This window comes from Streptomyces sp. NPDC048483, assembly GCF_040651455.1.
Taxonomy (GTDB): Bacteria; Actinomycetota; Actinomycetes; order Streptomycetales; family Streptomycetaceae; genus Streptomyces.
The window spans coordinates 38,251-61,504 of sequence record NZ_JBEZJZ010000043.1 but is presented as its reverse complement, the minus strand read 5'-3'; the positions used below and the strand labels follow the sequence as shown (position 1 = coordinate 61,504).

General features: G+C 71.1%; 20 protein-coding genes and 2 pseudogenes. 12 read left to right on the top strand and 10 right to left on the bottom strand.

Annotated features, from left to right (window positions below):
* Both AB0D04_RS22095 and AB0D04_RS22090 read right to left on the bottom strand, forming a co-directional pair.
* Nucleotides 1-167, bottom strand: a 167-nt coding sequence (locus AB0D04_RS22095) for a transposase (RefSeq protein ID WP_362705850.1), incomplete at its 3' end; no start/stop codon positions are given.
* Between the two features lie 678 nt (nucleotides 168-845).
* Nucleotides 846-1,083, bottom strand: a pseudogene (locus AB0D04_RS22090) (transposase); the annotation flags it as partial.
* 806 nt (nucleotides 1,084-1,889) lie between these two features.
* Here AB0D04_RS22090 and AB0D04_RS22085 point away from each other — a divergent pair.
* From AB0D04_RS22085 to AB0D04_RS22075, 3 genes and pseudogenes are all read left to right on the top strand, one after another.
* Nucleotides 1,890-2,204 carry a hypothetical protein gene (locus AB0D04_RS22085; RefSeq protein ID WP_362705843.1) on the top strand — a complete coding sequence of 105 codons (315 nt, stop codon included), beginning with the start codon at nucleotides 1,890-1,892 and terminating at the stop codon, nucleotides 2,202-2,204.
* Between the two features lie 87 nt (nucleotides 2,205-2,291).
* The gene (locus AB0D04_RS22080; protein WP_362705848.1) at nucleotides 2,292-3,356 is read left to right on the top strand and encodes a biotin/lipoate A/B protein ligase family protein; all 1,065 of its coding nucleotides are present in this window, start codon (nucleotides 2,292-2,294) and stop codon (nucleotides 3,354-3,356) included.
* Between the two features lie 105 nt (nucleotides 3,357-3,461).
* Nucleotides 3,462-3,983, top strand: a pseudogene (locus tag AB0D04_RS22075) (biotin/lipoate A/B protein ligase family protein); the annotation flags it as partial.
* 12 nt (nucleotides 3,984-3,995) lie between these two features.
* On the opposite strand, the gene AB0D04_RS22070 reads toward AB0D04_RS22075, so the two are convergent.
* The 3 genes from AB0D04_RS22070 to hydA form a co-directional block, all read right to left on the bottom strand.
* Nucleotides 3,996-5,585 carry an NCS1 family nucleobase:cation symporter-1 gene (locus AB0D04_RS22070; protein ID WP_362705842.1) on the bottom strand — a complete coding sequence of 530 codons (1,590 nt, stop codon included), beginning with the start codon at nucleotides 5,583-5,585 and terminating at the stop codon, nucleotides 3,996-3,998.
* A 63-nt stretch (nucleotides 5,586-5,648) separates the two neighbouring features.
* Nucleotides 5,649-6,653: a TIGR03842 family LLM class F420-dependent oxidoreductase gene (locus tag AB0D04_RS22065; protein ID WP_362705840.1), complete on the bottom strand. Its 1,005-nt coding sequence runs from the start codon at nucleotides 6,651-6,653 to the stop codon at nucleotides 5,649-5,651.
* An 11-nt stretch (nucleotides 6,654-6,664) separates the two neighbouring features.
* Nucleotides 6,665-8,071 (bottom strand): dihydropyrimidinase, encoded by a 1,407-nt coding sequence (hydA, locus tag AB0D04_RS22060; protein WP_362705837.1) that lies wholly within the window; start codon nucleotides 8,069-8,071, stop codon nucleotides 6,665-6,667.
* A gap of 413 nt (nucleotides 8,072-8,484) precedes the next feature.
* Here hydA and AB0D04_RS22055 point away from each other — a divergent pair, with 413 nt between their 5' ends.
* The 4 genes from AB0D04_RS22055 (at nucleotide 8,485) to AB0D04_RS22040 (ending at nucleotide 10,943) form a co-directional block, all read left to right on the top strand.
* A complete protein-coding gene (locus AB0D04_RS22055; RefSeq protein WP_362705835.1) occupies nucleotides 8,485-9,369 on the top strand; it encodes an ABC transporter substrate-binding protein in 885 nt (294 codons plus the stop codon).
* A gap of 172 nt (nucleotides 9,370-9,541) precedes the next feature.
* Complete coding sequence (locus AB0D04_RS22050) at nucleotides 9,542-9,721, top strand: CopG family transcriptional regulator (RefSeq protein WP_362705832.1); 180 nt, start codon at nucleotides 9,542-9,544, stop codon at nucleotides 9,719-9,721.
* Nucleotide 9,722: 1 nt separating this feature from the next.
* The gene (locus AB0D04_RS22045; RefSeq protein ID WP_362705829.1) at nucleotides 9,723-10,067 is read left to right on the top strand and encodes a VOC family protein; all 345 of its coding nucleotides are present in this window, start codon (nucleotides 9,723-9,725) and stop codon (nucleotides 10,065-10,067) included.
* 18 nt (nucleotides 10,068-10,085) lie between these two features.
* A complete protein-coding gene (locus AB0D04_RS22040) occupies nucleotides 10,086-10,943 on the top strand; it encodes a class I SAM-dependent methyltransferase (protein WP_362705827.1) in 858 nt (285 codons plus the stop codon).
* Between the two features lie 66 nt (nucleotides 10,944-11,009).
* On the opposite strand, the gene AB0D04_RS22035 is transcribed toward AB0D04_RS22040, so the two are convergent.
* The 3 genes from AB0D04_RS22035 to AB0D04_RS22025 form a co-directional block, all read right to left on the bottom strand.
* A complete protein-coding gene (locus AB0D04_RS22035; protein WP_362705825.1) occupies nucleotides 11,010-12,323 on the bottom strand; it encodes an aspartate aminotransferase family protein in 1,314 nt (437 codons plus the stop codon).
* Nucleotides 12,320-13,162: a nitrilase-related carbon-nitrogen hydrolase gene (locus AB0D04_RS22030; RefSeq protein WP_362705822.1), complete on the bottom strand. Its 843-nt coding sequence runs from the start codon at nucleotides 13,160-13,162 to the stop codon at nucleotides 12,320-12,322. Before AB0D04_RS22030 ends, AB0D04_RS22035 begins: the two co-directional genes overlap by 4 nt.
* 150 nt (nucleotides 13,163-13,312) lie before the next feature.
* The gene (locus tag AB0D04_RS22025; RefSeq protein WP_362705819.1) at nucleotides 13,313-14,578 is read right to left on the bottom strand and encodes a hypothetical protein; all 1,266 of its coding nucleotides are present in this window, start codon (nucleotides 14,576-14,578) and stop codon (nucleotides 13,313-13,315) included.
* Nucleotides 14,579-14,785: 207 nt separating this feature from the next.
* Between AB0D04_RS22025 and AB0D04_RS22020 the strand changes: the two genes are divergently transcribed.
* Genes AB0D04_RS22020 through AB0D04_RS22010 form a run of 3 tightly spaced genes read left to right on the top strand, consistent with a single transcriptional unit; the run spans nucleotide 14,786 to nucleotide 17,256 of the window.
* Nucleotides 14,786-15,217, top strand: a complete 432-nt coding sequence (locus AB0D04_RS22020) for a MarR family transcriptional regulator (RefSeq protein ID WP_362705816.1) — start codon at nucleotides 14,786-14,788, stop codon at nucleotides 15,215-15,217.
* Nucleotides 15,214-16,653 (top strand): MFS transporter, encoded by a 1,440-nt coding sequence (locus tag AB0D04_RS22015; RefSeq protein ID WP_362705814.1) that lies wholly within the window; start codon nucleotides 15,214-15,216, stop codon nucleotides 16,651-16,653. The genes AB0D04_RS22020 and AB0D04_RS22015 overlap by 4 nt, the downstream gene beginning before the upstream one ends.
* Nucleotides 16,654-16,701: 48 nt before the next feature.
* Nucleotides 16,702-17,256 (top strand): isochorismatase family protein, encoded by a 555-nt coding sequence (locus tag AB0D04_RS22010; protein WP_362705811.1) that lies wholly within the window; start codon nucleotides 16,702-16,704, stop codon nucleotides 17,254-17,256.
* 37 nt (nucleotides 17,257-17,293) lie between these two features.
* On the opposite strand, the gene AB0D04_RS22005 is transcribed toward AB0D04_RS22010, so the two are convergent.
* Together AB0D04_RS22005 and ggt are read right to left on the bottom strand one after the other, a co-directional pair.
* Nucleotides 17,294-18,757, bottom strand: coding sequence for an amidase (locus AB0D04_RS22005; protein WP_362705809.1), 1,464 nt, complete (start codon nucleotides 18,755-18,757; stop codon nucleotides 17,294-17,296).
* A gap of 142 nt (nucleotides 18,758-18,899) precedes the next feature.
* Nucleotides 18,900-20,717, bottom strand: coding sequence for a gamma-glutamyltransferase (gene ggt / locus AB0D04_RS22000; protein WP_362705807.1), 1,818 nt, complete (start codon nucleotides 20,715-20,717; stop codon nucleotides 18,900-18,902).
* Between the two features lie 156 nt (nucleotides 20,718-20,873).
* On the opposite strand from ggt, the gene AB0D04_RS21995 reads away from it, so the two are divergent.
* A complete protein-coding gene (locus tag AB0D04_RS21995) occupies nucleotides 20,874-21,620 on the top strand; it encodes a hypothetical protein (RefSeq protein WP_362705804.1) in 747 nt (248 codons plus the stop codon).
* A gap of 122 nt (nucleotides 21,621-21,742) precedes the next feature.
* A complete protein-coding gene (locus AB0D04_RS21990; protein WP_362705802.1) occupies nucleotides 21,743-22,843 on the top strand; it encodes an ionic transporter y4hA in 1,101 nt (366 codons plus the stop codon).
* The last annotated feature ends 411 nt before the right edge of the window (nucleotides 22,844-23,254 follow it).

Sequence of the window (23,254 nt, the reverse complement as noted above, 5' to 3'; positions counted from 1 at the left end):
GGCCCGAACTCGCCCGGCACCTCCCGCCACTGCGCGCCTGTCCTGAACCGCCAGATCACGCCCTCGAACTGATCCCGCAGCCGCTCGGGGTACGGGCCGTACTCGCCTATCGGCAGGAACGGCTCGATCAACTTCCACTGCTCGTTGGTGAGTTGCCTGCGCGTCACGATCCTCTTCCTACCAAATCCGCCTTCCAGACGGATCCGAATCGGCAAGATTGATCACGACATCACACAGGCCCTAGGGCCGCCGCGAGGTATCGCCGGCGGCCGTACCAGCGAGGCCGGGCCGATTCAAACGCTCGCGAAAATCCCGCTGCTCGCAAAGTCGCAGGTCAGAGGCGGTCAATGAATTCGGCGGCTGATAGATACTGATGGGGCATCAGCGGCTCTGCGCAAATTCGCGAGAACTCGCTTCACCAGATCCTGCGGTGCAGTCTCCTCCCGGTGTCCGGGGGTGCCACCGGACACCGACACCTGGACTTGCGGAGCTAACTCCTCGCCGGTCCAAGGTCGGTTGCACGCATCCAACTGCCAACTCGACACATCCACCGAAGGACCAACCATGTCTGTCACGACCACCAACCAGCCCACCCAGCAGCAGCCCGCGACGGGCCCGGACCGCGCACCCGGCCGTCCCCGTTGGTGAGGAACTCCCCCGACCGGAGCTAGCTGTCGAAGTGGACCCGCAAGGGCGACAAGTGGACGTACGTCGGCGCCCTGGCGTCGAACGGCTGACTCGGCGCTGACCGCGGCCGGCCGGTGACCTGACCGGCGGCCTCGCCAGCAACACCGACGGCAGCCACACGTGAGGGCCGATCCCTGGGGACGCTGTTGGTTGATTCGGCCCTGCTTTGCCCCGTCGAGCGTCAGCTCGACGGGGCAAAGTGCTGCCAAGTGGCTGGTGCGGGTGCGGGCCTGTGGTGTGCCGGTGAGGGGGTGTCGATGCGGGCGAGATTGATCGCGGTCCCGGTGAGCTGGTGCTGGAGGCTGGTCTTCGCCAGGCCCTGGTAGCGAATTCTGCACAGGCCGCACGCCCGACGGCTTGGGAGTTGGTGCCTTCGACGCACGCGCTGACGACGAACGCTGAGGAAACCAGTCCGTTGCAGCCGGACCTGTCCCACAGCAATCGCGCCCGCCTAGGGTCGTGTCGTATGACGAGCACTGACATGAGGCAAGGCACCTGTCCGGGATGCGGGTCTGACCAGATATACCGAGTGGAGCCTGGTTCGTACGCCAAGGGCTGGAGCGGGATCTGGATGAGGTTCCGGCATCGCCTTTCCCAAAAGTTCATGGAACTTGAGGCGCTGGTATGTCTCAGCTGCGGCCGCCTCCAAAGCCAGGTTGTCCTCACTGACAAGACCAAGGAAGAGTTGGCCAAGGGCCTGACCCGCCTCCCGCCGCAAGGGGGGTCGAAGTAGCCCGTCCCGAGCAGAGCCCCGACGGCTGCGATCGAACCACTGCGGACCGTTTCGCCACCGAACTCTGGGTCCCATATCAACGACGCCGCCGGCCCATGGCGGGGCAGTCCGCGGTGCTTCTCGGCGCTGGCACGGTGCTCGTCGGCGAGGGCCGCTCGGCAGTGATCAGCTCGATTCGTCAGGCCCACCCTGACAACTGTCCGGGCGGGGCCGCCCGGCGCTGTTCATCCCGGATAAGGGGAGGTGGGGAGGTTATCCCGGCTGAACACCGCCCGCGGCCCCGTCCGGCATTCCGTCAGGATGAACCTGACGGAATGCCTGCACACGATCATCCGTCAGGACTAGCTTGACAATCACGACGACCGATACCCCGGCACCCGCCGACGTCCTCGCCGCCGGTCCCCATCACTTGCCCCCCTCGACGAATCCCGCGTCATCCTCGCGGAGTTCGCGTGGACCCTCGCCGACGATGCCCACGGCCTCATCCCCGTCGACCCCGACCGACCTGCTCCGCCAGGCGCTCGAAACCGAGCGCGGAGCCCAGCAGCTCATGCAGCGCGCCGTCATCGCCGAACGGGAACGGGGCACCACCTGGGAGTTGCGCGCCAGCGGCCTCGGCGAGCGATGTCTCGGCGGTGTCGGCGCCCCAGCCGGTGTGCAGACGGGTGGGGATGCCGAGGGCGTGGGCAACGAGGAAGGAGACAGCCGGGACAACAGGTCGGCATCCCTTCCGCCCCCCAGTGGCCCTGGGGCCGCGTATCCACTCGCTACGGGCAAGTATTAAGGTGAAATCCAAGTAATGTGCGCATCTGTCCGAATGTCGAAGCAACAGGCGCAGGAACACACCGCGCGCTGGAAGGAAAACGAAGCCGTGCATGGCGAGTACAAGGTGCCCGGCGGCAAGCTGGTCGTCGTAGATCTGGATGTCGAGGAAGGTGTCCTGCGCAACGTGCGAGTCGCCGGGGACTTCTTCCTGGAGCCGGACGAAGCGATTTTCTCGATCAACACAGCCCTTGAGGGTTCACCCTCATCGATGGACGCTGCAGGACTGGCCGCCCGGATCACGGCGGCGCTGCCGGAGTCGACCGTGATGCTCGGGCTGACAGCGGAGGGCGTCGGCATCGCCGTCCGGCGTGCTCTGGCCCACGCGACCGAGTGGAGCGACTACGACTGGCAGCTGGTGCACGTGGAACCTCAGGCACCGGCCCTGCACATGGCGCTGGACGAGGTGATCACCACCGAGGTGGCCGCTGGGCGGCGAGCCCCGACTCTACGGGTATGGGAGTGGGCCTCGCCTTCTGTGGTGATCGGCAGCTTCCAGTCCCTGCGGAACGAGGTGGACGCCCAAGGGGCCGCGAAGCACGGCATGACCGTGGTTCGCCGTGTTTCTGGTGGTGGGGCCATGTTCATAGAGCCCATGAGTACGATCACGTACTCCCTGTCCGTGCCGGAATCCCTGGTCTCGGGCCTCTCCTTCGCAGACAGCTACGCCTACCTCGACGACTGGGTGCTGGGCGCACTCGGCGACATGGGCATCAAAGCCTGGTACCAGCCCCTGAACGACATCGCCACCGAGGCCGGCAAGATTGCCGGTGCCGCCCAGAAGCGCATGGTCGGCCCTGATGGCGGCCCTGGAGCCGTCCTCCATCATGTGACGATGTCCTACGACATCGACGCCGCCAAGATGCTCGAGGTGCTCCGCATCGGCAAGGAGAAGATGTCCGACAAGGGGACCAAGAGCGCCAAGAAGCGCGTCGACCCGCTCCGCCGGCAGACGGGCCTCGCGCGGGAGCAGGTCATCGCGAACATGATCGCCTCCTTCCGCAACCGCTACGGGCTGACCACCGGCGAAGTCACGGCGGAAGAGATGGCCCGCGCGGAGGAACTGGTGCGGACGAAGTTCGCCACCGAGGAGTGGACCGCACGTGTGCCGTAAACACCGCGCCCTGCCGGTTGCCGCGCGGCAACCGGCAGGGCGAGTAGGGGCGAGTAGGCCCTTGCCCGTGATCACGCCGGCTCGTAGTGTCTTCCCCGTCCGACCTTCGTGGAGCCCGGCAACACCATCACGTACTCCCTCTGCGTGCCGGACTCCCTGGTGCAGGGGCTGAGCTTCGCCGAGAGCTATGCCTATCTGGACGACTGGGTGCTGGGTGCGCTCGGCGACATGGGGATCAAGGCCTGGTACAAGCCGCTCAACGACATCGCGACGGACGCCGGGAAGATCGCCGGGGCCGCGCAGAAGCGGGTGGTGGCGGGTGCCGGGGCGGTGCTGCATCACGTGACGATGTCGTACGACATCGATGCCCAGAAGATGGTCGAGGTGCTGCGGATCGGCAGGGAGAAGCTGTCGGACAAGGGCATCGCCAGCGCGAAGAAGCGGGTGGATCCGCTGCGCCGGCAGACCGGGCTGCCGCGCTCCGAGGTCATCGCGCGGATGATCGCGTCCTTCCGGGCCCGTTACGGCGGGTCGGACGGGGCGGTCTCGGAGGCGGAGCTGGCGCGGGCGCGGGAGCTGGCGGCGGACAAGTTCAGCTCGGCGGAGTGGCTGGCCCGGGTGCCGTAGAGCGGGGCGGCTTCAGCCCGGCGGAGTGGCCGGCCCCGGCACCGTAGGGCGGGGCGGCGCTGTCCCGCGCCGCGTGCCCGCCATCAGCAGCGTGTAGAGGGTCAGTGCGGCGGCGAGGCCCACCGCCCAGCCGTAGTCGGCCAGGGGCTTGAGGAACGGGATCAGGCCGTCGGCGGGGAACGGGCCCTTTCCGGGCCGGGAGTACGAGCCGCCCACCGCCAGCAGTCCGCCGGTGGCGAAGGCGGCGACCGCCCGCCAGTTCCAGCCGGCCGTGTACCAGTAGCGGCCGCCTGGACGGTAGAGACCGGCGAGGTCGAGGACGGTGCGCCGGATGATCCAGTAGTCGGCGATGAGCACGCCCGCGACGGTACCGAGCAGTCCGCCGACCACGCCGAGCCAGGTGAAGATGTACAGCTCGGGTGTGGCGGTGAGTTTCCACGGGAGGATGAGGACGCCGATCACGCCCGTGATCAGCGCGCCCGTGCGGAAGGTGATGAACTTCGGCGCCAGGTGGGCCAGGTCGTACGCGGGCGAGACCACGTTGGCGGCGATGTTGACGGAGATCGTGGCGATCAGGACCGTGACGAGCGCGAACAGCAGGCCGAAGACGTTGTCGGCCTTGCCGGCCAGGGCGACCGGGTCCCAGACCGGCGCGTCGTAGACGGCCTGGGAGCCGGACGTGACCAGTACGGAGAGCAGGGCGAACGCCGTCATGGTGGTCGGCAGGCCGAGGGACTGGCCCCAGACCTGGGCACGTTGACCGGCGCCGAAGCGGGTGAAGTCGGGGATGTTCAACGAGAGGGTGGCCCAGAAGCCGATCATTCCCATGAGGGAGGGGAAGAAGACCGGCCAGAAGTCCTCGCCCCAGCCCAGCGCGCTCGGCTGGTCCAGCAGCGGGCCGAACCCGCCCGCCTTGACCGCCATCCAGGCCAGCAGGGCGACGGCTCCGACGAGGACGAAGGGTGCGGCCCAGTTCTCGAAGCGGCGCAGGGTCTCCATTCCCCGGTGGATGATGGCCAGTTCGGCGGCCCAGAAGAGCAGGAAGCAGAGCCAGAGGGTCCAGGGGTAGCCGCCGATGGTGGCGGCCTCGGCCCAGTCCCCGCCGGCTATCTTGCCGAGCAGGATGTAGATGCCCTGGCCGCCGATCCAGGTCTGGATGCCGAACCAGCAGCAGGCCACGGCGGCGCGGATCAGCGCGGGGAGGTTGGCGCCGCGCAGGCCGAAGGAGGCGCGGGCCAGGACGGGGAACGGGATCCCGTACTTGGGTCCGGCATGGCCGGTGAGCAGCATCGGTGCGAGGACGATGACATTGGCCAGGGCGATGGTGAGGACGGCCTGGCGCCAGTCCATGCCGAGGGCGATCAGGCCCGAGGCGAGCGTCCAGGACGGGATGTTGTGGGCCATGCCGATCCACAGGGCGGTGAAGTTGTAGGTGGTCCAGCGGCGTTCGGCCAGCGGTACCGGGCGCAGGTCGGCGTTGACGTAGCGGCCGTGCGGGTCCAGGGCCCCGGGGGCCGGCTCGATGCGGCCGTCCGGGGCGGTGATCTGGTCCGGCGGGGAGCCGGGGAGCTGCGGTGGCACGGGCGGGAAGGGCGCGGTCATACGGGGCCTTTCGTCCGGGCGGGCCACCGGCGGTCGGGGCCGCGGCCCCGCCCCGGCGCCCGTTCAGTCGGCGAATGCGGGAATGATCCGTTCTCCGTACGCGTCGATGGTGGATTCCTTGGCGTCGTGCATGGCGTAGACCGCGAACTGGTCGACGCCCAGTTCCTTCAGCCGTCGCAGCTTGTCGATATGGGCCTCGGCCGGGCCCAGCAGGCAGAAGCGGTCGACGATGGTGTCCGGGACGAAGGCGGTGTCGGGGTTGTCGGCGCGGCCGTGGTGGGAATAGTCGTAGCCTTCGCGGGCCTTGATGTATTCGGTGAGCTCTTCGGGGACCAGGCCGGAGTGTTCACCGTAGCGGGCGACGAGGTCGGCGACGTGATTGCCGACCATGCCGCCGAACCAGCGGCACTGCTCGCGGGCGTGGCCGAGGTCGTCGCCCACGTAGGCGGGCGCGGCGACGCAGATCGTGACGTCGGAGGGGTCGCGTCCGGCGTCCACCGCGGCCTTGCGTACGGCCTTGATCATCCACTCGGTGAGGAAGGGGTCGGCGAGCTGGAGGATGAAGCCGTCGGCCAGCCGCCCGGTCATTTCCAGGGCCTTGGGGCCGTAGGCGCCCATCCAGACCGGCAGCTTGCCGTTCTTGATCCAGGGGATCCGGATCCGGTGGCCACCGCCGACGTCCGCCTCGCGTCCCTCGGCCAGATCGCGGATGACGCCGATGGCCTCGCCGAGCCGGGCCAGGGTGTTGGGTGGCCGGCCGGCCACCCGCATCGCGGAGTCGCCGCGTCCGATGCCGCAGACGGTGCGGTTGCCGTACATCTCGTTGAGGGTGGCGAAGGTGGAGGCGGTGACCTCCGGGGTGCGGGTGGAGGGGTTGGTGACCATCGGGCCGACGATCATGCGGTCCGTGTGGTCCAGGATGCGGCTGTAGATGACGAACGGTTCCTGCCACAGGACGGCCGAGTCGAAGGTCCAGCCGTAGCGGAATCCGTTGCGTTCGGCACGGCGCATCAGGGCCACGACGGCGGATGCGGGCGGGTCGGCCTGCAGGACAACTCCGAAGTCCACGGCGGCGCTCCTTAAATGAGGTACTGGCAGGTGCCGCGCGGGATGTACTGGCCATGGCCCGCGCGTCCGGTGAACTCGCCCTGGTCGATGACGAGTTCACCGCGCGAGAGAACCGTCTCGACCCGTCCGGTGAGGTGTTTGCCCTCGTACGCCGAGTAGTCGACGTTCATGTGGTGGGTCTCGGCGGAGAGGGTCTGCTCGGCGGTGGGGTCGTAGATGACGAGGTCGGCGTCGGAGCCGGGGGCGATGGTGCCCTTCTTCGGGTAGAGGCCGAACATCCGGGCCGGGGCGGCGCAGGCGATCTCGATCCAGCGGCGGCGGCCGATGCGGCCCTCCACGACGCCCTGGTGGAGGAGGTCCATGCGGTTCTCCACGCCGGGCATCCCGTTGGGGATCTTGGAGAAGTCGCCGCGGCCCAGCTCCTTCTGGCCCTGGAAGCAGAACGGGCAGTGGTCGGTGGAGACCACCTGGAGGTCGTTGGTCCGCAGTCCGCGCCACAGCGCCGCCTGGTGCTCGCGCGGCCGCAGCGGTGTGGAGCACACGTACTTGGCGCCCTCGAAGTCCGGTTCGGCGAGGTTGTCGGTCGACAGGAACAGATACTGCGGGCAGGTCTCGCCGAAGACGTTCAGCCCCATCCTGCGGGCCCCCGCGATCTCGGCGACGGCTTCCTCGGCGGAGACATGGACGACATAGAGGGGTGCGCCGGCGACGCGCGCCAGCTGGATGGTGCGGTGGGTGGCCTCGGCCTCCAGCAGGACGTGCCGGACCTCGCCGTGGTAGCGGGGGTCGGTGCGGCCCTCGGCCAGCGCCTGCTCGACGAGGACGTCGATGGCGATGCCGTTCTCGGCGTGCATCATGATCAACCCACCGTTGCCCGCGGCCCGTTGCATCGCCCGCAGGATCTGGCCGTCGTCGCTGTAGAAGACGCCCGGGTAGGCGGTGAACAGCTTGAACGAGGTGACTCCCTCCGACACGAGGAGGTCCATCTCCTTGAGCGTGCTCTCGTTGACGTCCGAGAGGATCATGTGGAACGCGTAGTCGATGGCGCACTGGGCATCGGACTTGGCGTACCAGGCGTCCAGGCCCTGGCGCAGCGCCTGACCACGGCCCTGGACGGCGAAGTCGACGATGGTGGTGGTGCCGCCCCAGGCGGCGGCGCGGGTGCCGGTCTCGAAGGTGTCCGACGCGAAGGTGCCACCGAACGGCAACTCCATATGGGTGTGCGCGTCGACGCCGCCCGGGATGACGTATTTGCCGGTGGCGTCGATGGTGCGGTCCGCGGAACGGCTCCAGCTCTCGGCGTACGGACTGCCGTGCGCGGCGAGGGCGACGATCCGGCCTTCCTCCACCAGGACGTCGGTGTGCATTTCTTCGGCGGCGGTGATGACCAGTCCGCCCCGGATGACCGTACGGCTCACAATCCCTGCTCCTTCCACACCAGCAACCTCGGCGGCACCGGAAGGCGGAGCGCGACGTGCGCCGTCTCCTCGGCATGCCTGCTCCGCTGACGCCATGCCACAACCGGTCTACACCCGTAGATTCCGGTCGAGAAGGAGACCGTAGAAGCATGTCATCCACGGTGGCAATACCGTGACCGTTAATCAGCGGGGACGTTCGTGTTGCGCCGACGATCAGCTGGACGGTTGAACGCCGGCGGCGATCGGAGCCCGGCCCACCGCTTGTGGGGGGACCGGCCACGGAGGGGTGCGAAGGCGCCGCGGCGGGCAGAACGAGGACGCCGGAACGGGCCGTACGACAAGGCAGGAAGACGAACTCAGGACGCAGACGACGACATCACCCATCTCACAGGACGTCAGAAAGGCGACACGTCATGGAGCAGAGCACGCCGTGGGAGTTTTCCGACGACCGCGGGCGCCTGGCGGTGGCCGGGGACCGACCGGCGCGGATCGTGACCTACATACAGGCGGGGGCGACGCTGTGGGACCACGGCATCCGCCCCGTGGGGATCTTCGGGTCCCAGCACGACGGCGCCGCCCCCGACCCGGCCAAGGCCGGCGAACTGCCGCTGGCGGAGATCCCGTATCTCGGCGCGGGCGGCGCGCTGCACCCGGACGCGCTGCTGGAGGCCGAGCCGGATCTCGTCGTGGCCGTCACCTATGACGGCGAGCAGATCTACGGGCTCGAGCCGAAGACCGCGCTGGAGCTGGAGGCGCATGTCCCGGTGGCGGCCGTCGCGGTGGGGCCGGGGCGGGGGCTCGCCGAGGTACGGGAACGGTTCGCGGCGCTCGCGGGATCGCTGGGGAAGGGTGAACCGCTGGGTGCGGCAAGGGAGTTGGACGCGGCGGAGGACGTGCTGCGGCAGGCGACCGGGGGCCCGGTGCGGCCGCGTGTCCTCGCACTGTCGCCCGGCGACCGCGAGCGGGTCCATCTGGCCCGGCCGGGCGCCTGGCCGGATCTGCGGGCGCTGGCCGAGCAGGGTGTCGACCTGCTGGAGCCGACCGCCGGATCCGGTGCGAACTGGTCCACGGTCGGCTGGGCGGAGGCCGCCGGAATGCGCCCGGACATCGTGCTGACGGACACCCGGGTCAACGCCGCCCGGCCCGCGCAACTGCGCGCCGACGCACACTGGCGCGCCCTGGAGGCCGGGGCCCGGATCCTGACCTGGAACCCGGAGGCCCCGTGCAGCCGCCGCGCCCACACCCGCTTCTTCACGCTGGTGGCCGAGACCGTACGGGCAGTGGTGGCGGGGAGTTAGCGCACCTCGCGCGAGCGGGCCCGGGGTAACGGGAAAGGCCACCGTGTACCTCAACAGCGCGGCGGCCGGGCGGACATACGAGGACGTGGCACCCTGACCCGCGCTCTGCGGCGCCGGGCCCACGACCCACATCCCTAGTATGCTAGCAAATTAGGATGCTACTCTCTCTCTTGTGGGAGACGAGGATGTGAAGCAGTTCAACGTGTACCTGCCGATCGGGCTGATCAAGCAGGTCAAGTACCGCGCCATCGAGTCGGAGCTGTCGCTGTCGGCGCTGGTCGCCGAGGCGCTGCGCGCCTACCTCGATGACCCCCGTCACAAGCAAGAGCAAGCGTCGGACAAGGAGAGCTGACATGACGACCGAAGGCATCGAAGCCGTGTTCATCGAGACCCATAACTGGGGGAAGTCCGCGAAGTTCTTCCAGTCACTGGGCTACGAGTTGGAGTTCTCCACGGACCACAACTCCGGACAGCTCCGCAACGGCGACGGCCCCTCCCTCTTCATCGCCGAGGTGCCCGCGGACCAGGAGCCCCAGATGCGGCTGGTGCTGAAGGTGCCCGACGCCGATGCGTTCCGTCCCGACCCTGGAGTCGAGGTGGTCACACCGTTCGAGGACACCCACTTCGGGACCCGGATGATGACCGTCCGTGACCCCGACGGACGCCTGTGGAACCTCCAGGCCCCGGCCAAGAACTGACCCAAGGAGAGGAACATCGTGACAGACGAGCAGAACGAGGTGCCGGACAGCACCGCGGTGCGGGTCGCCCTCTGGCGGGCGTTACACGTGCAGATCGACCCGCCGCCCCACGTGCTCGAGGACGAGATCGGCCTGCAGCTCGCCGCCCCTGACGAGGGATGGCGACGCCGACCGGACATGGACCCGCACACCACCAGCACTTTCCGCGCGGCCATCGTGTCCCGCGCGCGTTTCATCGAGGACCTGGTTGCCGAGCAGATCGACCACGGCATCACCCAGCACGTCGTCCTGGGGGCCGGACTCGACACCTTTGCCCAGCGCAGACCGGAGGCGGCCGCCCACCTACGGATCTTCGAGATCGACCAGCCGGACACCCAGGCCTGGAAGCGCCGACGCCTGATCGAGCTCGGCTACGGAATCCCCGACTGGCTGCGGCTGGTGCCGGTCGACTTCGAGGCGGGCGGGGACTGGTGGGAGCAGTTGTGCCACGCCGGCTTCGATCCCGGCCGGCCGGCGGTCGTCGTCTGCGCCGGCGTCACCATGTACCTCACCAAGGACGCCACCGCGGCGACCCTGCGCCGGCTCGCCGGGCTGACCCCCGGCTCGACGCTCGCCATGACGTTCATGCTGCCGGCCGAACTCATCGATGACGCCGACCGCGCCGCGCTCGAGGCGACCAAGCCACAGGCGCAAGCGGCCGGGACGCCGTTCATCAGCTTTTACACCCCGCAGAAGATGCTGGCGCTGGCCCGCGAAGCCGGCTTCAAGGACGCCCGGCACGTGTCGGGAGCCGCGCTGGCCGACCGCTACTTCGCCGACCGGACGGACGGCCTCCGCCCGTCGAGCGGAGAGGATTTCCTGGTGGCCGCCACCTGACCCCCGCGTTCCACCGCGGCCGGCTCTCCGGTGGCGCCGAGCCGGCCGCGGTGCTGTGGACAGGTGTCAGGAACCCACCGGTTTCCCCTGCGCCGCCCGCAGCGCGTCCGCGAGCAGGTCGGCCCCCTCTTCCGCCTCGGCGACGGTCAGCGTCATCGGGGGTGCGATCCGCAGCGAGGCGCCGCCCTGGCCGCCCTTGCCGATGAGCAGGCCGCGCTCGCGGGCCGCCTCGATGACCAGGGATGCGGCCTCGGGCGAGCGGGTGTCGGTGCCGGGGCGGACCAGCTCGATGCCGATCATCAGTCCGCGGCCGCGCACTTCCCGTACGACATCGAGTCCGGCCGCGACGGCCCGCAGCCGCTCGATGAGCAGGCCGCCGACGCGCCGGGCGTTGCCCTGGAGGTCGTGTTCGAGGAGGTAGGTGAGATTGGCGAGGCCGGCGGCCATGGTGACGGGGCTGCCGCCGAAGGTGGAAATGGAGTTCGCGGAGAGGGAGTTCATGATGTCCGCGCGGGCGACGACACCGCCGATGGACATGCCGTTGCCGATGCCCTTGGCGAAGGTCAGCATGTCCGGCGGGCCGTTCTCGGCGTGTGCCTGCCAGCCCCAGAAGTGGTCTCCGGTGCGGCCCCAGCCGGTCTGGACCTCGTCGCTGATCCAGAGGATGCCCTCACGGGCGAGGACCTCACGGAACGCCGCGTACAGGCCGTCCGGGGGCGCGGTGAAGCCGCCGACCCCCTGCACCGGTTCGGCAATCAGCGCGGCGACGCCGCCCGCGGTCTGCTGGAGCATGTCCTCCAGGTCGGCGACGCAGGCCTTGATGTAGTCGGCGTCGGAGAGCTGGGCGTACGGGCCGCGGGAGCGTACCCCGCCGTGGACGTAGAGCGTCTGGAGCGGCGAGAGGCTGGTCGGGGACCAGCTCTGGTTGCCGGTGATGCCGACGGCGGAGAAGGACCGGCCGTGGTAGCTGTTGCGCATCGCCAGGATCTGGTTGGAGCGGCGGTACGAGGTCGCCAGCAGCAGGGCCGTGTCATTGGCCTCCGTACCGGAGGTGGTGAAGAAGACCCGGGCGTCGGGGATGCCGGAGAGCGCGACGATCCGCTCCGCCAGCTCGACCATGGGGCGGGAGAGATAGAGCGTCGAGGTGTGCAGGATCCGGCCGGCCTGCTCGCCGACGGCCTTGGTGACCTCGGGCAGGGCGTGCGCCGTCATGGTGGTGAGGATGCCGCCGAAGAAGTCGAGGTAGCGGTTGCCCTCGATGTCCCAGACGTAGCGGCCCTCGCCGTGGGTGAGTTCGAGCGGCCGCTCGTAGTAGAGGCTGAGCCAGGACGGCAGGACGGACCGGTGGCGGGCGTGCAGCTCCGCGGAGTCGTGGGTCACGGCTGCACCAGCCCGCCGTACGCGTCGGGGCGCCGGTCGCGATAGAACGCCCACTGCTGCCGGACCTCGTCGATCAGCGCGAAGTCGAGGTCACGGACGACGAGTTCCTCTTCCTTGTCGCTGGCGACCTCGCCGACGAACTGGCCGCGCGGATCGACGAAGTAGCTGGTGCCGTAGAAGTCGTTGTCGCCGTACTCCTCCACGCCGACCCGGTTGATCGCGGCGATGAAGTACTCGTTGGCGACGGCGGCCGCGGGCTGCTCCAGCTGCCAGAGGTGGCCGGACAGTCCGCGGGAGGTGGCGGAGGGGTTGTAGACGATCTGGGCGCCGTTGAGGCCCAGTTGCCGCCATCCTTCGGGGAAGTGGCGGTCGTAGCAGATGTAGACGCCGACCTTTCCGACGGCCGTGTCGAAGACCGGCCAGCCCCTGTTCCCCGGCTTGAAGTAGTACTTCTCCCAGAAGCCCTTGACCTGCGGGATGTGGTGTTTGCGGTAGATGCCGAGGAGGGTGCCGTCGGCGTCGATGACGACCGCGGTGTTGTAGTAGAAGCCGGACTGCTCGATCTCGAAGATCGGGACGACGATGACCATGCCGGTCTCGCGGGCGAGTGCCTGCATCCTGCGTACGGTCGGGCCGTCGGGCGCGGACTCGGCCCAGCGGTAGTGCTCCGGCTCCTGGACCTGGCAGAAGTACGGGGCGTTGAAGACCTCTTGGAAGCCGATGATCTTCGCGCCCTGAGCAGCCGCCGCTCTGGCGTGCTCCTCGTGCTTCGCGATCATCGATTCGGTGTCGCCGGTCCAGGTCGCCTGGACCAGTGCGGCACGCACAACATCGGCCATGAGCTGCTCCTTTGTCGATGCGTCAGCCTGCAGCCCACGCGGGATCTACGCCGATATCTACGCCGGGATCTACGCGTGTGGAGGTGACCGTAAGCCCCGTCACGCACCGTGGCAAGACCATCTCTCAGCGCGGCGCGCCCAGGTGGGGGATCACAGATGGGCGATGCGCAGGGCGTGGGCGATATCGCGGTGCCGGTGCGGTGAGACGTTCCCGGCCGCGGTCAGCAGCAGCGGCTCCAGCGTGTCCGGTGCCACGGCGGCTGCCATGGCCGCCTCCTCCGACGTACGGGCCCGTACGAGCGCGGCCAGTAGCTCCAGCGCCTGCCCGGTACGGTCCCGGTCGAGCAGCGCCAGGGCGGCCTGCGCCACCTCCTCGACGGGGCGGGCGACGCCCTGCCGCAGCATCTGGGCGCCGTCGGACGTACGGCCCGCGGCGGCGAGCGCGTCGGCGGCCGCGGCGAGCCCCGCGGGCGGGAGGCAGGCCGCTTCCCACAGGAGGGTGGGGACGTCGGAGGAGAGTCCGGCGCGCTCCAACTCCTCGATGAGGAGAGGGAGTTCGGATGCGGGGCGGTTGGCGGCGGCGCAGAGTTCGGCGTGCGCCAGGCCGCCGTTGGCGGTGGCGCGCAGATGGGCCAGACGGGAGACGGCGGTGGCGGCGGCGTGGCGGGCCTCGGCGGCGGCCGGGGCGGGCGCGGGGTGGTCCGTCGGTCGGCCGTCACCCGTCGGCTCCTCGTCGTACACGCCCGCGAAGCGGGCGCCGCGCAGAGTGGGTACCGGGTCGGGGGCGGTCTCGTACTCCTCCGCCGCCTCGTCGTCCGCCGCCGCCTCCAGCCCGGCGAACCGGGCGCCTCGGGGGCGGGCGGGCCTGGCCTTGGCCCTGCTCTTGGCCTTGACCTTGGGCCGCCTGTCCGCCGTCTCTGCCAGCGCCTCCAGCCGGGCCCGCAGCTCGCCGACGCGGGCGCCCGCGCGCGCATGGTCGTCCCGCGCCCAGGCCAGTTCCTGGGCCGGCCGGTCCGCGTCCGTGGGACCCGCCGCCTGTACGGCCGCCTCGAGTTCGCGGGCACGCAGCGCCGTGTGCCGCTCCTCGTGCAGCATCGCCTCCAGGCGCGCCTCGAGCGCGGGCCGGCCGCCCGGCCGTGCGTCGTGGTCCGCGACCGCCTGCGCATGCAGCCGCCGGGCCCGCGCGCTCGCAGTGCTCACCGCATGCTCGCCCGGCAGCTCCGCGAGGTCGTACAGCAGCGACTCCATCACATCCCACGGCGGCACATCCCGCCCTTGCAGACAGGCCCGCAGCCCCTCCGGATCGCGCCGCGCAAAGACCCCGTACCAGCCGGCCGACGGGTCGAGCCGCTGGGTGAGAGCGCCCAGAAAGTACGCGAATTCCCGTACCGCGTCGTGGAGTTGGGTTTCCGACATCGGCTGAGCCTCTCCCCCTTCGGCCGGAGTTCTCCCACTCGCCCGCATTCGACACCGCGGATGTTTCGGGGACGGTGACGGCGTGCTACGTACACGTTGCGGGCCGCGCACAGCGCCCGGCAGGCGGGCATCGCGCGAGCCGGAGCACCCTTCGCTTCTTGACAGGGAAACTTGCAAGTTTACCTGTTGGCCTTCTACGCTTGCGGTATGCCGGAAGAGAAGCAGGAACGCCTCGCGACGGATCTGGGCGCGACCGTCGGGCAGCTGATGCGACGCCTGCGCGCCGCGTCCCCGCAGGGCGAGCTCAGTCCCACCCAGCGCGCGGTCATCGCCCGGATCGACGCCGACGGGCCGGCCACCACCGCGGCGCTGGCCCGTGCCGAGCTGGTCCGCCCGCAGTCCATGCGGATGACGGTGGGCTCGCTGGAGGAGCGTGGCGTGCTCGCCCGCAGCCCGCATCCGACCGACGGGCGGCAGGTCGTCTTCTCCCTCACCGAGGAGGGGCGCCGGGTACTCAAGGACGTACGGCAGGCCAAGCAGAACTGGCTCGCCGTGGCCATCGCGGAGCGGCTGACCCCCCAGGAACAGCGCACCCTCGCCACGGCGACCGAGCTGATGCGGCGGCTGACCCGGGAATGAGTGCGCCGAGCCGCTCCCACGAGCCCGCCGGCCTGGGTGCCGACGCCCCCGGCCGGCCCGCCGACGGGACCCGCCACCGGGCCTTCGGCGCGCGCCTGATGACGCCCCTGCTCCTCGGCTCGCTCCTCAACCCTCTCAACTCCACGATGATCGCCACCGCCCTGGTGGCCATCGGCCGGGACTTCCGCATCGGGGCCGCCGGCACCGTCTGGCTCATCTCCGCGATGTATGTCGCCAGCGCGGTGGGCCAGCCCTCGATGGGGCAGCTGGCCGACCGCGTCGGGCCGCGACGGGTCTTTGTCGCCGGTGCGCTGACGGTCTGCGCGGCGGGGCTCATCGGGGCGCTGGCCCCCACCTTCACCCTGCTGATCGTCTCCCGGGTCGTGCTCGGCATCGGTACGGCGGCGGCCTACCCCGCCGCGATGGCGATGCTGCGCGCCGAGTCGACGCGGGTGGGGGTGCCCACGCCCCGCTCCGTACTGGGCCGGCTCTCGCTCGCCGCCCTGGGCAGCGCCGCCATCGGCCCCACCCTCGGCGGACTGCTCGCCGCGACGGCGGGCTGGCGCGCGGTCTTCGCCGTCAACATCCCGCTGGCGTTGCTGGCTCTGCTGTCCGCGCTCGCATGGCTCCCCCGCGACGAGAAGTCTCCCCGCGCCGCCGGCTCCCCGGCCTCCCTCGACCCCCTGGGGATCGCCCTCTTCGCCGCCACGCTCACCGCCACGATGTTCTTCCTCCGGGACCTCGCGGCCCCCCAGTGGCTCCTGCTCGCCCCCGCCGCCGTCCTGGCGGCCGTCCTCGTCTGGTGGCAGCTACGGCACCCGTCCCCCTTCCTCGACCTCCGCATGCTCGCCCGCCACGGCGGCCTGCTGCGCACCTATCTCCGCCACGGGCTGACCTATCTCGTGATCTACTGCGCGCTCTACGGCTTCAGCCAGTGGCTGGAGGAGGCGCACGGCTACTCGTCCTTCCACGCCGGCCTGATCATGCTGCCGATGTCCGGCGCGGCCGCCTTCTGCTCGATCGCCGGCGCCCGTACGAAGGGGATCCGCGCCCCGCTGACCCTCGCCGCGGTCTGCCTGGCGGCCGGCAGCGCGGTTCTTCTCGTCCTGCACAGCGCCAGTCCGCTCCTCGCGCTGCTGTGCGCCGGGGCCCTGCTCGGCGTCCCGCAGGGCCTGGCCGCCACCGGAAACCAGGCCGCCGTCTACGTCCAGGCCCCGGCCGACAGCGTCGGCGCAGCCGCGGGACTCCAGCGCACCGCCCAGTACCTCGGAGCCATCACCGCCGCCAGCCTCATCGGCCTCCTGTACGGCCGGCACGCCACCGACCCCGGGCTGCACCAGATCGCCGCCCTGGGCATCGCCCTCGGCGTGCTCCTCCTCGTCCTCACCCTGACCGACCGCAGCCTGCGCGCCGGCCCGGGAAACTCCACCAACTGACGGCCCTGACAGGCTCGTTCACCACACCACTCCCCAAGGAGCAGCACCGTGCCCGCCACCACCCTCGACCCCACCACCGCCCTGATCCTGATCGACCTTCAGAAGGGCATCGCCGGTCTGCCCGCCGCCCCGCACCCCGCCGCCGAGGTCATCGCGCGCGGTGCCCGGCTGGCCGCCGCCTTCCGCGTGCGCGACCTGCCCGTCGTCCTGGTGAACGTCACCGGCGGCGCACCCGGCCGTACGGAAACCGCCCTGACCGGCACCACCCCGCCCGCCGACTGGGCCGATCTGGTCCCCGAACTCGACCGGCAGCCCACCGACATCACCGTCTCCAAGCAGCAGTGGGGCGCCTTCCACGGCACCCACCTCGACCTGGAACTGCGCCGCCGGGGCATCACCCAGGTGGTCCTCGCCGGCATCGCCACCAGCATCGGCGTCGAATCCACCGCCCGCGCCGCCCACGAACACGGCTACCACGTCACCATCGCCACCGATGCGGTCACCGACCTGGACGAGGCGGCGCACCGCAACAGCCTGCAGAAGATCTTCCCGCGCCTGGGCGAGACCGACACGACGGAGGCGATCATCACGCTGCTGGGCTGAGCCGGTGCATCCGTCCTCGGTCGGCGCCGCGCACCCGTCAGGCCGGGACGCCCGGCCGCCGCTCGTGCCACCGCAGATCGTCCTGCAACTGGGCCGCCAGGGAGATCAGCCGTGGCTCGCCGTGGGCCGGGCCGAGGAGTTGGGCGCCCAGGGGGAGGCCGTCCCTGCTGAATCCGGCGGGGACGCTGACGCCGGGCCAGCCGAGGACGTTCCAGGGCCAGGCGTAGGGGCAGGCGGCGATCATGGCCTGGTCGGTGCGCCAGCCGTTGAGTTTGGCGAGGGTGCCGATGCGCGGGGGCGGGGTGGCGGTGGTGGGGGTCAGGAGGATGTCGTAGGGGCCGAAGAGCGCGCCGATGCGGCGTTGTTGGCGTTTTTCGACGGCGCGGGCGCGGCGCAGGACGGGGCCGCCGAGGATGCGACCCATGCGGACGGAGCCGCGGGTGCGGGGGTCGAGGACGGTGCGGTCGGGGACGCGGGCGGCCCATTCGCCGACGCCGGCGGTGGCGCGGGGGAGGAAGGAGAGGCCGAGCAGGCCGTAGTCGGGTTCGGCCTCCTCGACGAAGTGGCCCAGGCGGGCGAGGGTGCGGGCCATGCCGGTGACCGCGGCGCGGACTTCGGGGTGCAGCGGCTTGCGGGTGAAGGTGGTGGCCGGTTTCCAGGAGAGGGCGATGCGGAGGCGGCCGGGGTCGCGGCCGGCGGCCTCGCGGGCGGCGATGGTGGGCGGGCGGTGCAGATCGCCTTCGTGGTTGCCGCTGGCGACGTCCAGGAGGAGCGCCGCGTCCTGGACGGTGCGGGCCAGCGGGCCGATGCCGGTGATGCCCTGGAAGGACTCGGCCTCCGGCCAGGTGGAGATGCGGCCGCGCTGTGGCTTGATGCCGACGAGGTGGGACCAGGCGGCGGGGATACGGACCGAGCCCGCGCCGTCGGTGCCGAGCGCGGCGGGGACCAGGCCCGCGGCCACCGCGGCGGCCGAGCCACCGGACGAGCCGCCGGGGGTGTGGTCGAGGTTCCACGGGTTGCGGGTGTCGCCGAAGGCGGGGCCCTCGGTGAACGGCCACTGGCCCAGTTCGCAGGCGTTGGTCTTGCCGACGATGATCGCGCCGGCCGCGCGCAGCCGCCGTACGACCTCGGCGTCGTGTTCCTTGGGCGGGAACTCCCCGGCGCAGCCGAACGCGGTCGGCTCGCCCGCCACATCGGTGTCGTCCTTGACGGCGACGGGCGCACCGAGCAGCGGCAGCCGTTCGCCCGCGGCCAGTCGCCGGTCGGCTTCGGCGGCCTCGGCCAGCGCCGCCTCGGACCGTACCCGCCGGAAGGCGTTGACGGTGTCCTGGGTGGCCTCGATGCGCTCCAGGCAGCGCCGTACCAGCGCGCTGGAGGTCACCCGTCCCTCGGCCAGCGCCCGCGCCTGCTCGGCGAGGCCTTCCAGTTCGCCGGCCGTCGTACGGGTACGGCCTGCCGGGCCGGGTCCGGTACCGCTGCCACGGCTCTCGTCAACGCTCACGCTGCGCGCCCTCCCTGGGACCGTTCTCGACGAACGGTCCCAGGAGGCTAGTCGTCACCGCGATGGCCAGCAATGACGCCGCGCGGTGGGCCACATGGACGCCACACGGACGGCACAGCGGCCGGTCGGGCAGGACCTGCGGTTACGGCCGGACGACCATCGCCGAGCCGCCGCCGCGCCGTACCTTTTCGGCCGCCGCGAGCCAGCGCCCGTCCGGCAGCCGCTGGACGCCGGTCGCCGCGCCGATCTCGGGGTTCTGCTTGAAGGTGTGGCCCAGCGCCTCGAGTTGGCCACGGAGCCGGCTGTTCCACAGGGCCGGTTCCAGCTCGGTGGCCGCCGCGTTGCGCTGGCTGGCGCGCGGGGCGGCGATGGCGTCGACCAGGGGCATCCCGCGGTCGAGGAAGTTGGCGAGGCTCTGCAGGACGGTGGTGATGATGGTGGCACCGCCGGGTGAACCGAGGGCGACGACCGGCTTGCCGTGACGCAGGACGATCGTCGGGGACATGGACGAGCGCGGGCGCTTGCCGGGGCCCGGCAGGTTCGGGTCACGCACCTCGGGGTCGGCGGGCGCGAAGGAGAAGTCCGTCAGCTCGTTGTTGAGGAGGAATCCGCGGCCGGGGACGACGATGCCGCTGCCGCCGGTCTGCTCGATGGTGAGGGTGTAGGCGACGACGTTGCCCCACTTGTCGGCGACGGTGAGGTGGGTGGTGTTCTCGCCCTCGTACGTCGTCGGCGCGGCCTTGCCGGTGGTGCCGCAGCGCGCGGGCCGACGGGGGTCGCCGGGGGCGAGCGGGCTGGTCAGGACTTTGTTGTCGCTGATCAGGCAGGCGCGGGAGTCGGCGAAGCGCTGCGAGGTGAGGCCTTGGGTCGGGACGTCCTCGTATGCCGGGTCGCCGACCCAGCGGCCGCGGTCGGCGAAGGCGATCCGGCTGGCCTCGATGTAGCGGTGCAGGTACTGCTTTTCGGTCAGGCGGGAAAGGTCGGTCCGCTCAAGGATGTTGAGCGCTTCGGCGACGCTGGTGCCGCCGGAGGAGGACGGGGCCATGCCGTAGACGTCGAGGCCGCGGTAGGTGGTGCGGGTGGGGGCCTGGCTGAGGGCCTCGTAGGCGCGCAGGTCGTTGGCGGTCAGGTCGCCGGGGCGCACCTTGCGCTCGGCGCCGGGACGGACCGGTGGTGTGCGGACGGTGCGTACGAGGTCGCGGCCCAGGTCGCCGTCGTAGAGCGCGCCGACGCCGTTGGCCGCCAACTGCCCGTAGGTACGGGCCAGATCGGGGTTCTTGAGCGTCGAGCCGAGGACCGGGAGCTTGCCGCCGGGGAGGAAGAGGTCGGCGGTGGCGGGGAAGTCGCGGAAGCGGGCTTCGTTGTCGGCGGTCTGCTTGCGGAAGGTCTCGTCGACGGTGAAGCCGTCGGCGGCCAGCTTCCGCGCGGGGGCGAGCACCTGGCCGAGCGAGCGGCTGCCCCATTTGTGCAGGGCGGTGTCCCAGGTGGCGGGGGTTCCCGGGGTGCCGATGCTCAGGCCGCTGGTGACGACCTCCTCGAACGGCATGGGCTTGCCGTTCTCCAGGAAGAGGTTCTTGTCGGCGGAGCGCGGGGCGGTCTCGCGGCCGTCGAGGGTGCGCAGCGAGTGCGTCCTGGCGTTGTAGTAGACGAAGTAGCCGCCGCCGCCTATGCCCGCGGAGTACGGCTCGGTGACGCCGAGGGCGGCGGCGGTGGCGACCGCGGCGTCCACGGCGTTGCCGCCTTTCTTGAGGACGGCTATGCCGGCGGCGGAGGCGTCCGGGTCGACGCTGGAGACCGCACCACCGTGGCCGACGGCGACCGGGGTCTTGGCGGGAGTGGCCTGTTCCGGGGACGAGGGGCCGCGTGGTGGTGTGGACCGGGCGGCGGCCGGGACCGCCAGCAGGGAGCCGGCCAGCGCGGCGGCGGCCCCCAGGACGGTGAGGCGTCGGACGTTCGGCATTCCGGGGTGTCCTCCAAATGCGTGAACGGGGGCGGCAAGGGCCCGGAGCCTACTCGCGGACGCACTACCTCGGCAGAGGGCATAGCGGGACAACTCTCCCCAGCCACCCGCCCCGGCCTCGAACACGCACCCGGACAGCCGCTACGCTCGCCCGCCATGGACGACACCCTCCTGCTCCTGACCGTGGCGGTCGCGGCCCTCGTGGCGGGCCTGGCCGCCGGCTGGGCCGTGCAATCGGCGACGGTCCGCCGGAAGCTGACCCGCGAGCAAGAATTCTTCGGGCTGCCGGCCGGTTCGGAGTGCGTACTGGTCACGCACCGGGACAGCTCCTCGGCCCACTGGAGCATCCCGCGCCATGACGCGCTGGCGCTGCTCGGGCTGGCCGCGGTGATCGAGAACTGCGGGGCGCACCCGGAGGTCGCGCCGCACGACACCGGGCTGCAGGGCTTCGGGGCGCGCACCGAGTTCTGCGTCGGCGACCCGACCGCGCACCGCCGGCTGGCGGCCCATCTGGCCAATCTGCTGCCGGGCGTCGCGGTGCACCCCGGCGACGAGTCCGGTGCCGGGCGCGGCACGTTCACCATCGGCGGCACGGCGTACCGGATGGAGCCGGGAACAGTCGAGTACGTCCTGCTGGCCCGGCTGACGGCCGGCGGCGAGGGCGACCGGCCGGTGTTCCTGGCGGCGGGTCAGCGCCCGGTCACCCACCGGGCCGCGGTACGGCATCTCGTACGCAACCGGGCCCGGCTGGCCCGCAAGCACGGCGCCGGGGGCCAGTTCGCGCTGCTGCTGAAGGTGGTGAACTCGCAGGCGTACGGGCCCGATGTCGTCGAGCTGGTCGCCGATGTCACCAAGGCCGCGACCGCGCCCGCCGAGCCGAAGGGGCACCGGGCGGCGGCCTGACGGACGCGGTGCGCGAGCGCTCCGCGGACGGGCGCGACCGGCCAGGCGGGGGCCCGGCGGGGGGCTCGGCGGGCCGGAAAGCTCGGCGGGCGTCCCTCAGGGTGATCTGCAAAGCTCGGAGCATGATCGCCAGCCTGCGCGCCACCGTCCTGCACTGGACCGGTGCGCTGCCCGTCCTGGCGGTCGTCCTGCTGGCCCTGGTGTGGGGTCGGTCGCTGCCGGTCGCCCTGGTCGCCCTGGTCTCGTGTTTTCTGGCCGGTGCGGTGCTGGCCGCGGTACATCACGCCGAGGTGATCGCGCACCGGGTGGGCGAACCGTTCGGGTCGCTCGTGCTGGCGGTCGCGGTGACGGTCATCGAGGTGGCGCTGATCGTCACCCTGATGGCCGACGGCGGCGACAAGAGCGCCGCGCTCGCCCGGGACACCGTCTTCGCGGCGGTGATGATCACCTGCAACGGCATCGTCGGCCTGTGTCTGCTGGTCGGCGCCCTCAAACGCAAGGTCGCCGTCTTCAACGCCGCGGGCACCGGCGCGGCGCTGGCCACGGTGGCCACGCTGTCCGGACTCAGCCTGGTCCTGCCGACGTTCACCACCACGACCCCCGGACCGCGGTTCTCCACCCCGCAGCTGGTCTTCGCCGCGCTGGCGGCTCTCGTCCTCTACGGCATGTTCGTCACCACCCAGACCGTCCGGCACCGCGACTATTTCCTCCCCGTGACCGCGGCCGGCAAGGTGATCGACACCGAGGACCACGCCGATCCCCCGACCCGCCGGGCGGCGCTGACCAGCCTCGGGCTGCTGGCGCTGGCCCTGATCGCGGTGGTCGGGCTGGCCAAGGCGGTATCGCCCGCCATCGAGTCCGGCGTGGCCGCGGCCGGCCTGCCGTCCTCCGTCGTCGGCATTGTGATCGCCCTGCTGGTCCTGCTGCCGGAGACCATCGCCGCCGTCCGCGCCGCCCACCGGGACCGCGTACAGACCAGCCTCAATCTCGGCCTGGGCTCGGCGATGGCCAGCATCGGCCTCACCATCCCGGCGGTCGCGGTCGCCTCCGTCTGGCTGACCGGGCCGCTGTACCTGGGCCTCGGCGCGACCCACATGGTGCTGCTCGCCCTCACCGTGATGGTGGGCACCCTTACGGTGATCCCCGGCCGGGCCACGCCGTTGCAGGGCGGTATCCATCTCGCCCTGCTCGCCGCGTACATCGTGCTGGCGGTCAGCCCCTGACCCGTTCGCTGCGCTTTGCCTGGGCCGACGTTTTTGGCTTCCCCGCCGTGGGGGTTTGTCGCCGTTGCGCCTGCGGCCCGTTCGCTGCGCTTTGCCTGAGCCGTACGTTTTGGCTTTCCCGCCGTTGCTCGCCCACTGCCTAAAGGGCGTGGGAGGTACCCCCAGCGGCGGGCGGTGCCGCTTGCGCGGGGCTGTTCGGCTGCGGGACCGGGCCTCCGGACTCCGTCCTGCGGCCCGGCCCCTCCCCGTTGGGGGTGGGGAAGACCGGTGGGGGTGTGCGTAGGTAGTCAGGTGCACCAAGTGGACCCAGTCATGGGGCACTGGTACACACCACGCCCACCCCCACCGGCCTCACCACCCACCCACGGGAGGGGACGGACCGTAGCGGCGAAGCCGTGTAGGGCCGTCACC